The 10922-nt window shown below is 34.3% G+C and carries 8 protein-coding genes; 3 read left to right on the top strand and 5 right to left on the bottom strand.

Annotated features, from left to right (window positions below):
• Positions 1-17: 17 nt before the first annotated feature.
• From H0U71_00635 to H0U71_00625, 3 genes are read right to left on the bottom strand one after another with little or no spacing between them, the layout of a single operon-like run.
• On the bottom strand, positions 18-1541 hold the full coding sequence (locus tag H0U71_00635) for an IS66 family transposase (protein MBA2653558.1): 1524 nt from the start codon (positions 1539-1541) through the stop codon (positions 18-20).
• A gap of 40 nt (positions 1542-1581) precedes the next feature.
• A complete protein-coding gene (tnpB, locus tag H0U71_00630) occupies positions 1582-1938 on the bottom strand; it encodes an IS66 family insertion sequence element accessory protein TnpB (GenBank protein ID MBA2653557.1) in 357 nt (118 codons plus the stop codon).
• A complete protein-coding gene (locus H0U71_00625) occupies positions 1931-2278 on the bottom strand; it encodes a hypothetical protein (protein ID MBA2653556.1) in 348 nt (115 codons plus the stop codon). Before H0U71_00625 ends, tnpB begins: the two co-directional genes overlap by 8 nt.
• 577 nt (positions 2279-2855) lie before the next feature.
• Between H0U71_00625 and H0U71_00620 the strand changes: the two genes are divergently transcribed.
• Positions 2856-6143 (top strand): ankyrin repeat domain-containing protein, encoded by a 3288-nt coding sequence (locus tag H0U71_00620; protein MBA2653555.1) that lies wholly within the window; start codon positions 2856-2858, stop codon positions 6141-6143.
• A gap of 75 nt (positions 6144-6218) precedes the next feature.
• Here H0U71_00620 and H0U71_00615 read toward each other — a convergent pair whose 3' ends face one another.
• Positions 6219-6734 (bottom strand): hypothetical protein, encoded by a 516-nt coding sequence (locus H0U71_00615; GenBank protein MBA2653554.1) that lies wholly within the window; start codon positions 6732-6734, stop codon positions 6219-6221.
• Between the two features lie 156 nt (positions 6735-6890).
• On the bottom strand, positions 6891-7847 hold the full coding sequence (locus H0U71_00610; protein MBA2653553.1) for an ankyrin repeat domain-containing protein: 957 nt from the start codon (positions 7845-7847) through the stop codon (positions 6891-6893).
• A 207-nt stretch (positions 7848-8054) separates the two neighbouring features.
• Here H0U71_00610 and H0U71_00605 point away from each other — a divergent pair, with 207 nt between their 5' ends.
• Both H0U71_00605 and H0U71_00600 read left to right on the top strand, forming a co-directional pair.
• Positions 8055-8627 carry a DUF4256 domain-containing protein gene (locus H0U71_00605; GenBank protein MBA2653552.1) on the top strand — a complete coding sequence of 191 codons (573 nt, stop codon included), beginning with the start codon at positions 8055-8057 and terminating at the stop codon, positions 8625-8627.
• Between the two features lie 193 nt (positions 8628-8820).
• On the top strand, positions 8821-10623 hold the full coding sequence (locus H0U71_00600; GenBank protein MBA2653551.1) for a hypothetical protein: 1803 nt from the start codon (positions 8821-8823) through the stop codon (positions 10621-10623).
• Positions 10624-10922 lie beyond the last annotated feature (299 nt).

Raw genomic sequence — 10922 nt, 5'->3', positions numbered from 1 at the left:
TCGTAAGCGGTAATTCTTCAGCCTCTAGCCAATAATAATTTTTTGTCGATATTAAAGGGCAACAATAATTCAAGGTCATCATGCTCAGAGCAAAGCGGTAGTGTTTTTAAAACATATTTGAACCAATCATAGGGCTCGATACCATGCCATTTACACGTTTCAACAAAGCTGTAAATAATAGAAGCCGCATTTGCACCCGCTACACTGTCCGCAAAAAGCCAGCCTTTTCTTCCAATGACAAATGGCTTAATTGCTCGCTCCATTCGATTATTATTATTTTCTAAGCGGCCATCTTTAAGATAAATAAGTAATTTAGGCCATTGATTAAGTGTATAACTAACAGCTTGTCCTAGTGAACTTTTAGGCGGAATGTAAGGCGCTTTATTAACTAGATACTCATAAAGTTCATCTAAAACTGGTTTTGCTTTTTCTTCGCGTTCCGCTAATTTTTTCTCGGCAGTCAGTTCTTTTATTTCTTCTTCTATTTTTGAAAGCTGGCCAATATAATTTACCACTGTCATCGAAACACTATCTTTATTTTTAGATAGTTTAGCTACTTCTACAAATTTGCGTCGTGCGTGGTACATGCACCCTGATAAAGTAATGTTATTATTTTTTGTAGCAAGAGTTTCATATCCAGGGAAACCATCGCAATGTAAGTAACCTTTATAATCAGCAAAAAATTCTTTTGGGACAGTGTGACTGCGATCAGGATGATAGTGATAATAAAAAGCAAATTTATCCGGTGACCCACCTGCAAATAGCCACATGTATTTTTTACTTTGCACTGTTTTATTCGGCTCTTTTAGTACTTGCAATGTTGTTTCATCACTATAAGCCACATCATAACTCATGATGTATTTATGTAGAAATTTTGTCAGTGGTTTCAAAAGTTCGGCGCAACGGATGACCCATAAACTTAAAGTAGCACGCGGTATATCAACACCAATACGACGTAAAATTTGTTCTTGTCGATAAAGAGGCAAATGATCTTGGAACTTTGACACCAATACATGGCTTAATAAACCAGGCGCTGCAATACTGCGTGGGATAGGCTGTTTTGGATAAGGCGCGGTTTTGATCGTTTCTTCACACTCTCTGCACGCATACTTTTTTCTGACATGTTGAATGACATAAATTTTGGGTTGAATAATTTCTAATTGTTCACTTTTATCATCAAAAATGTGTGTGAGTGCACACCCACATGTACAGATTTTCTCTTCTTCAGGTAAATCATAAACAATAGTTTCACGAGGTAAATCGGAAGGTAATGCTTTTCTGCCAGGTGATTTCTTTCGAACAAAAGATGCTACACATATCTCATCTTCTGCCTGGAGAATGATTTCTGGGTTTTTAGGTAATACTGCTTCGTCAAAAAAATTTAATTGGTTTGCATTAAACTTTTCAGACTTGGTGCCAAATTGACGTTGACGAGCCAGCGCAAGATATTCAGTGAGCGTTTTGATTTGCTCACTTTGTCTTTTAAGAAGATCAATTAATTCTTCTTTGCTTTTATTTTCATAATTTATTATTTCTTCCATGGAAAACATTATATCAAAAGATTAAGTTTACGCCTTATATTTATGCATATTCATGATAATTAATTTCATTAAATTTGCTCATTAGCATAAAATCAAGTCCTGCTAATAATCCGTGTAATTGTGTTTCGGTAATAATAAGTTTATTTGTGTCGGTGATCTTTGGAATGTGAAAGCGATGTTTCTCCATCCGCTTATAATGCAACACAAAACCATTTCTATCCCAGAAAACTATTTTCACTTTATCTTTTCGCTTATTAAAAAAGAGAAAAAAATGTCCCGATTGTGGGTTTTCACTAAATTCATTTATGACTAAGCAAACCAAGCTATCTATTGCTTTTCGCATATCAATTGGCTCAAGGCTAATATAGACTTCTACTTCCTGTCGTAATTTAAGCATGTGTAACCCCTAACATCTTAAATACATTGCTAAGCTCATCCATTCTTAAAACAAGCGGTAGATTTATTTTTATTCCTGAGGGTAATTCTATTCTGATAGATTGATCTTTGCATTGCGTAATAGCGGATGGCTCCACTTCTAATTTCGCGAAATTATATTTCGCTCGGTTTTTCTTTGGTGAGAGCTTTGCAAGCCAATATTGGAAAGTAGGAGTTTTGATTCCTAAGCGAGCACAGAACTTTTTTTGGCTTTCGCCACCTTGATTCCACTCATCAATGATGCGCCGCCAATGGTGTTGCTTCTCGGATTGATGTGAATTTGTTTCTGCCGCAATTATCATATTATCTCCTCATTAATTGTTGTGAGTGATAATATGCAGATTATTTTTAAAATTAAAAAGGTGTGGTTAAATTAGCGCTTACGCTGTTTCCATGGTATTAGCATTGTAATCCTACTGCGCTGATTATCCTATTACCGCAACATCCTCAATTCTTAAGGAAGTTTTAAATAAAAAACCGAATTAGTAAGAGATACGAGACAAGCTCTGATTTGGTCAAATATAGCAAATTACATTTGAAAAAAAGGCCTTACTAATATAATGTTATTAAGTTTGAGCATATAAATGTCTAATGCTGTCTATATTTAGGAAAAAAACTCTACAAGAGATTTAAATGAAATTACTTGAACCAGCCATAAATCTATTGAACAATCTTAATAGAAAACTCAAAGACAACTGTAATAATAATCAAGATAACTCCAAAATCATTGAAGAATTTAAATGCAATTTGCGAGAAATGATCACTACTGCCATGGTAGTATATGGGATTGCTACACGAAAAAAAACTAAAGTTAAGCACAGTAACTTATCAACCTTTGTCTTCAAAAAAAATGAACTCAACCAATTCAATCAAGATCAAATGCAAGATTTATCTGAATTATTTAAGTTATTATCTTTACAACAAACAAACAATAACGAATGTGACTTTTCTGATTTAGCTAGTTTATTTTTGTTTTTGGTGAATGACTTATCTTCAGCAATAAATTTATTGTCAAAAATTAGTAAGATGAGCGACGAAAAAGATGTGGTAAAAAAACAAAAAGGGCTAAATGCAGATAAAATGCTAAAACGTTTACGTGCAAATATTCCTCAATTGCTTACCGTAGAATTTGAGCCACGTTTACTTGCACACAAACTCGCTAAATTTTATGGTACTGATGGGTTAAAAAGAATTTTCGAAAGAAACGATATTGTTTCTTCTGCCTCAAAAGAAGATGAAATATGTAAAACTATGTTACAACTAGTAACTTCTTCTGAGATGGATCAATCTTCAAAACTAGAATATGTTAAATATATTTTGAGTTTGAAAGAGGATGCTGGTAACTATTTGCCTAATAACGGAGAATCATTTACGATCACCGATGGCAGCATAACATGTGAACTGACTACTTTCCAATTAGCATTAGCCAAAGGGGAGGAATCAATTGTTAGGGCATGCTTACAAGCTAGTGATGTTTATCGTCTGAAATCTGTTTACATAAAGCAAGTAAAGACTAATAACAATAATAATAAAACAGACATTACCGATGTTTATTCTCATTTAATGGATAAAGATCGAAAATTTTTCCCACTCCTTAATTTTGTTCTTTATATAGCTTCAGCCAATGAAATCACATATTCGATGCAAACCGTTTATAATTTGATTGATTTAATTTTCGATGAGAAAACTAAAGAAAGAGATTTGCTCCACATCATAGCTTTTTTATGTGAAACAGAAAGTTACGATATTCTAGAATATTTAATCTCTAAGAAGAATGTTTCCGCCAGTTTAATTAATAAGGTGGTACATTATGCTTTTTTACCAAAAAAAAGTGATGTAACAAGCATAGAAAAAAATGATAAGCTGAAATCGAATTTTGAATTCGAATATCCGGTTAATATAGCTTATAAAATTCTGCTATTTGGCAGTTTTGATTTTGGTGTAAACTTAATACAAAAAGGCTTCCATGACCCAGTAAGCGCTAAAAATTTGCTTTTTGTCGCTATTAATGAGCGTGATTTAAATGTAGTACGGTTTTTATTGAATGATTGCGATCCTTTCGAAGATAACAGCATTTTAGCTCTGGCTAATACGCAATCACCTACTTCCATGCAACATCAGACCGAAAGAGAAATTGGTATTTTTAATCTGCTTTTAAATAAAGAAACATCCTATCCACAAAATCGCAATAAACAAATAGTTGATCTTTTTAACAATCAGAAGATTCCAATAAAACTAGTACCAGTAGCTATAAAAATTCTTTTTTCTATTGATCTTAGTATAGAAATAAATGATGACGCAATAAAGGTTTTAAAAGAAAATTTGATTAAATCAGGTTTATTGGTTAATTCTAATGAGATTAATTTCTATATTTTTTACTCGATCATGTCGTTCGCAAAAGATGATTCACACGAATTAGTTGAAATTTTATTAAAAATGGGATTTAACGCAAATTGTTACTATCCTGTATCTAAAATAGGCAAGCACCCGTGTCATATCGATCTAGCCCCTGACTCCGTATTATCAATTTTATCTTATGCTAGTTCTGTACCAGATATAAAAATGGTTAAATTATTGATAAAATATGGAGCTAGCTTTTGCAGGGAAAATTCAAACGAATATTATACGCCTTTAATTTACAGCTCCATATTTGGAACCCCCGAAATAGTTTCCTTTTTACTAGATCAGGGAGCGAAGACGTCCGAGCATTGCCTAGGAAATCCTTCTTATCCCCCTCTTCATTACGCTCTGCTCTATAAGGGATTCGATCAGGGAGAATGTGACAGCGTTATACAACTTATAGTTGCTAAAATTCAAGCAAGTGCCGATAAAAAAGCAAGTCTAAGCTCAGAGTGTTTTGACAATATCCGCAAGCTTTCGAAACAGAATTTGGTAGAATCAATTTACTATCTAATGTTAGATGAGTGTTTTAATAGTTTCATGCAAGATGCAAGATTAGAAGATACGTATTTTCTATACCTAATCATAAAGGGGGTTTCTCAGCAACAAGCGCTTATGAATATTTTAAAATACATAAACACTAAAATACAGAGTGATTTAGGTTTAGTGATCCCTGACAATTTTGGCAGCCGAATATTCTATTTGATACTTGACTATTACACACAATACCTCATTCAAACAAAGAAATTTAGTTCAATAGACTTTGCTACTACAAGTCATATAGAGTCTCACTTTTTGACCCTCATGCCTCCAGATCTTAAGAACAAAAATACTTCAACCTTCACTATCGATTCTGAAAATTGCAGGATATATCGCCTCATACTCATTTTTTTAGCAACTAACTTTAACATTGATTTTAAAGATGTAAATCTAAAAAAATATCATGCAAAGTACCCCGCTTTATTATTGGCTTCGATGATCAATTCCGACCATTTAGTTGCGCTTTTGGTTGCGAAAGGAGCCAGCATTGAATCCGAAATTTCAAACTACGCGATTTTTATGGCAGCCAGATATGGAAATCTTGACATGTTTAAGTGCTTAATTAAAGCAAATGCTCAGATTTTTAAATCAGATTATGCAGGTCTCACTGCATTAGAAATTGCTGTGCAGTATAACCATCTTAATATTGTTGAATACATCATAGCCACCATTAGCAATTTGAATATGAATGAAGGTTATCTCCTAGAACAGCTCAAAAATGCATATAGACTATTAAACTTGAACAGCAATCCAAAAATACATAAATTGCTTTCAGCGCATATTCCACCTAACATTATACCTAAGTTGAAAAATTACAAAGCTGCTCCTATACCTCTTGAAATCATCGATACTCAAGAAAAGTTTCAAAACTATGATCCAAATAAGGAAAAATTATTCGAATTTTTCGCCAAAAAGAGCCATCAGAGATCTTTTATAAAAATTGACAACCAAACTTTGAGTCAACACCTGCCTGATGGAGGCACTCAATTTGAATCGAATATGCAATTCAATCAGCAAATGGGTTTATTTGGTTATCGAATTGTACACATACCAGAAAAAAATAATTCTCTAGGTGGCGCTGAATATAAAATGCGTTTGACCGGCGACGTAGGCAAAATGAGACTCTTGTTCTTTAGAGAAGAAGAGTCGAAGTCAGTCAAAATATCCGATGGTGCAAAGGAAACAATATATCCAACTTTTACCATGCGGGTAATGAAGAAACATTAATTTATATTTCAAATTTGATACTCAGTAAAGAATGCGGGAGAAACTGGCATTAATATTTTAATGCCAGTTCATTATTTAGACGTGAAAAGAAACATTTAAGTAAGGCCCTGAGATATCAAAGTCGTGATAGGTTCCATCCTTGATAAACCCCGCAGTGAAGGAATCAGGGATAACCAATGAGGAGTGATCGGCTATACCGAAATATTTATCTCCTCTACAACCAATCTCTATCCCTAAAGTGCTGCAATTTCTTAAAGTAGCGTGATAGGCAAGACCTACTTTTCCTGATAGGACTGGAACAACGTTACAATGATCATCTTGGTGCGTATTGTGTGTACCTTCAAAGATGTCAACTGTTCCGGCACCACCATCTTCAACATCTCTGATTCTTTCAGAATAGTCACTATCAGATTTGCCAAAGAGTAAGTTACCAGCCACTTCGGTAACTAAACCAAAATTATTAGCAACTTGATAAAAAACATTAACGCCAACACGTGGACCTATACCACAAAATTTACTTTCATGATCATAAAAAGAGTCACTCAGGTCAGAGCCTGTGTCGAAGGCGGCAAGAAAAAATTCATCAGGCACAAAGAAATGTCTGTGTAAGTCTTCTTTTATATGAACCTAACGCGCCTCCTTGAAAAGTTAATGGTGGCTAACACCATGATAAATCCAAGGCGCAATATTAATTTAAAAGTAGAAAAAACACAAAATTAAACTTTCTCCTTCATTCGATATCCGCCCCTAATAGCTCAAATCATAACTACTTTTTGGCTCAGGATCTGAATTTTTTTGCATTTGTTTGTTTGATTCTAATAATTGTAAGATATGCGGCTGAGAAATATCATTACGCTGATTTATAAAAGATTGTCGATATGGTAGGCGAATATCATTAGAATCATACCAACAAGGCAAATGATAATCGATATCTCTAAATGAGGTAGGGGCGCTGCTATAATCAATCATCTTATAGGTGATTTGTGTTTTATATAATTTGATTGGATCATTATTAAATTTATCAGGACGATGCTCCGCACCATTTGTAATTAATAAATCAAAAAATTTTTCTGGTAATCTAAGAATTGAAGCCCAATGTAATGCAGACTGTTTATAATAATTAATTGCATTAATGTCAGCACCATTTTTAATAAGCAATTCGGCAACTTCCAAGTCATAAAATCCATCTAATAAAAGAGATCTGCAAGAAACTTTTAATGCTAATATAAGTGGGGTATTGATGCCAAAATATTCTTCTTCAGGTTGATTGGGTTGATTTAACAAATCACTTTTTTTATTAATAGCATGGCTTATAAAAAGCTTACAAAGTTTTTTATTGAGCGTCACGATGGCCCAATGTAATGGCGAGTTACCCATATCACCTTTATCTAAGGCATCAAGATTAGCTTCATTATTCAATAATAATTCCGCTATGGCACAAATTTTAATAAATATTTCATGCGCATCAGTGATTCCGTGGCTTTGTTTAGCGACCAGACTTAAGGGCGTGTACCATGTATGTTGGTTATTATAAATATATGATCCATCAATAGTGCAGGGTGACTTAGCATTCACATCCGCACCTCTTTTTATGGCTTCCGCAACTTTATCATAATTTAATTCTCTGCAACCAGCAATTAATTGCGCTGTTGGTGAAATTTTGTCAGCATTACTAAACAATGCACTCTCATTTCGTTCTAACATGATATTCTTCTCCATTTGCCTTGTTTTAGATTTTTATTTTGAAAGCGATAAAAGGCATGCTATCGTGTATCACAACGCGAACCAAGTAAACAAAGCAATTCTTCCTAACGTAAAGTTCCATTATTTTAAATTCACTAAGCGATGAGCATTATAAACAGTTTAAGCATTTATACGAGTACATAAATTCAACAGAGGCCATATAGAAGTATGAACAGCATTAACAGTAAAAAAAAGGAGTTGTCGTCAGAACAACGTGCAGAACTACTCAAAGTATTGAAAAACCGCTTTGAGAAAAACATGAACCGCCATAAAGAGGTTACATGGGCTGAAGTACAAGCAAAGTTAGAAAGTGATACTGAAAAACTATGGTCACTTAATGAAATGGAAAGAACTGGTGGTGAACCAGATATTGTTAGTCGGATAAAAACAGGTGAATACATTTTTTATGATTGTTCACCGGAAAGCCCCAGAGGCCGCAGAAGTCTTTGTTACGACCATCAGGGGCTGGAGGCAAGGAAAGCATTTAAGCCAGAAAATAATGCGATGGATATGGCAGCTGCCATGGGCATTGAACTTTTAACAGAGGAACAATACCAGGAGCTGCAGAAACTTGGAAGTTTCGATACGAAAACATCCAGCTGGATAAAAACACCTTCTGATATTAGGATACTGGGCGGCGCCCTCTTCGCTGATCGCCGTTATGGCCATGTCTTCGTATATCATAATAGTGCGTCCTCTTACTATCGTGTTAGGGGATTTCGTGGGTCGCTAAAGGTCTGAATTTCACTCCTACAACTCAGTGGACTTATACGAAAATATTGAGTTATCTATGAACCAATTCGTGTTTATTACTTCCTTTCTTAAGCTTCCTTAGTTAGCTCATAATACTTTAATATTTCCGGGGTATAATTATGTAAAATGCGACGGCTATGGGCAGCATTTTTCTGAAGAAAATCAATATTATGGGGTACAAATGAAATCTATTGATGAAGCTATTAGCATTTTAACAACGTATAAATGGGCCTTGCCTCAATTTGAAAATAGCCTTAAAGAAAGACTTATATGTTTGAAAAATGAAAAACTTTCGCTACTAATTTTAGAAAAAATGGTGGATGACGTACGTGACCATCTTAATGATGGTTCAGATTCATTAGTTGATAGTATGCATCAACGTACTTCGCCTTATCAGACAACTACTTTAGAGATAATTTTTTCCCATCTAATAAATGCCTGTCTAGCATTAAAAAAACCAGAGAATAATAACAACAATATTAATGACTACAAAGATGCACTTATTATTGGTAGGGAAGCGATGAACTTGAGAAGAGAAGGCGCGCCAGTATATAGCTTTGGTTTTGGTTACAAAGGTAATGCGCGGCTGCAGTTGAATGAAATTATACAAGTTCTCAATAAATATATTAATTCCAACATTAGCATATATATTAAAGAGAGAAAGCAAGAGAAAGTAAATGAAATTATTGCCATCATTGCTCTAATTTATAAATCTGTAAATTTTGATGACCAAGTAAGATGGTTATATAATGATTTAAATCCTTCTCCCGGAAGAGAAAACACAAATTATTATGTATCATTACCTAGATTACCATCCCATATCACTATTGATTTAAATAAATTAGCAAAAATAGAAAATGATCTTCGAGGAGTATTAGAGAAGTATAAAATTCATCATAAAAGCGAGCTTCATTGTTTGATAACACCACTTTTAACAAATCCCATTAAATATAAAAGTTCAGCGGCTTCAAAAAAAGATACAATTTCAGAAAACAATAATAATTTCGAAAATTCAAGTTCATTCATTCAGCATGACAAACCTCAAGACTTGAATCTTCCGGTAGATATCGTCGGCAACATTTTCTCTTTTGCCGATTTTAGAACAAAACAAAAATGCAGTGCTTATTCTAAGCTTCTCCATTCCATTATTGATCACGATAGATTATGGGAAAATGAAATTACAAGAACTTTTAACATTACCGGAGTAGAGGCGCGTGGTTTAAAAAACAAATTCGCTACATATAAAGAAGCTTTTATATATTTGTATAGGAGAGCTGATGTTAAAACTTTTACTTCCATAACATTTTTCAGGGACGATCCTGAAACCATACTACTCGAAAATGACTTAGTAGATTTACTTCGAAAAAGGTGTACAACAAATATTTCCAGTGTCACTAGCAGTGATATATTTACGAAAATAAGTCAATCACACCCTCAACAAATAGGATTCTTTCTATTTAATGTTCCCCACGAAAGAATGGTAAAAATGATGGAGGAGCAATGTATCTATTCAATAGGATTACCCAGTCCATACGATTTAAATTTTAATGAAGTTTTTGCAAAATGTATTATGGCGATTGTACTTCCTAATACTCTACAACGAATCAATCTAGCTTGGAAAGACAATAAACTAACTAGGGATGATGTGCCATTTTTTGATTTCCGCGATTACACACTTTTGGCAAATATCAATGTCGGCGTTGATAGAGCCCTATTTATTTCAGGAGCGACTCGAGATCTATCCAAATGGAAAAAAGCCATTCGCTTAGACTGCATTAACCCTAGCCAATGGAGCATTAATCTAAAGTCAAATTTATTGGAAACTGAATTTAAATTCCTTTTAGGCCCTTATGATTTAGGCCCGAAAGTAGATGTGTCCAACGCCAACCTTACCTGGGAACAGGGACAAAATCGAAGAATTGGAGATTCTTTTGTCCTCGATTTAGATTTATTTCCTACCCACACTACTACATTGAAAATGTAACATAAATTCATTGCGAACCGACCTTCGTGATTTAATAAATCGTTTCCGATGTTGGGTTTGATAGTGTAAAAGGATCGTGGCTGGTCAATGGCATTGTATGAAGAAGAAAGAGGTCGCTTATTACTATTGTATAAACCCTCACCCCAACCCTCTCCCGCGATGAAGCATGGAGGAAGGTCCGACCCGGTCACATCGGTAATGAAAGTGACCGGACACATAGGTAACAGTAACATACTCCTAGTTAACAAAAATTGGGGAACTAGGATGCCATGGATAGAGACTGAACCTATGAATGAAAA

This window comes from Gammaproteobacteria bacterium, from assembly GCA_013697705.1.
In the GTDB taxonomy this organism is placed as follows: Bacteria; Pseudomonadota; Gammaproteobacteria; order UBA6002; family UBA6002; genus UBA6002.
This window is presented reverse-complemented; position numbering and strand designations above follow the sequence as displayed.

Bases quoted from the DNA above. Each gene is read 5' to 3' on its own strand.
- H0U71_00605 (MBA2653552.1), top strand. From the start codon at position 8,055: ATGAACAGCATTAACAGTAAAAAAAAGGAGTTGTCGTCAGAACAACGT.
- H0U71_00635 (MBA2653558.1), bottom strand. From the start codon at position 1,541: ATGGAAGAAATAATAAATTATGAAAATAAAAGCAAAGAAGAATTAATT.
- H0U71_00600 (MBA2653551.1), top strand. From the start codon at position 8,821: ATGAAATCTATTGATGAAGCTATTAGCATTTTAACAACGTATAAATGG.
- H0U71_00610 (MBA2653553.1), bottom strand. From the start codon at position 7,847: ATGTTAGAACGAAATGAGAGTGCATTGTTTAGTAATGCTGACAAAATT.
- tnpB (MBA2653557.1), bottom strand. From the start codon at position 1,938: ATGCTTAAATTACGACAGGAAGTAGAAGTCTATATTAGCCTTGAGCCA.
- H0U71_00625 (MBA2653556.1), bottom strand. From the start codon at position 2,278: ATGATAATTGCGGCAGAAACAAATTCACATCAATCCGAGAAGCAACAC.
- H0U71_00620 (MBA2653555.1), top strand. From the start codon at position 2,856: ATGCAAGATTTATCTGAATTATTTAAGTTATTATCTTTACAACAAACA.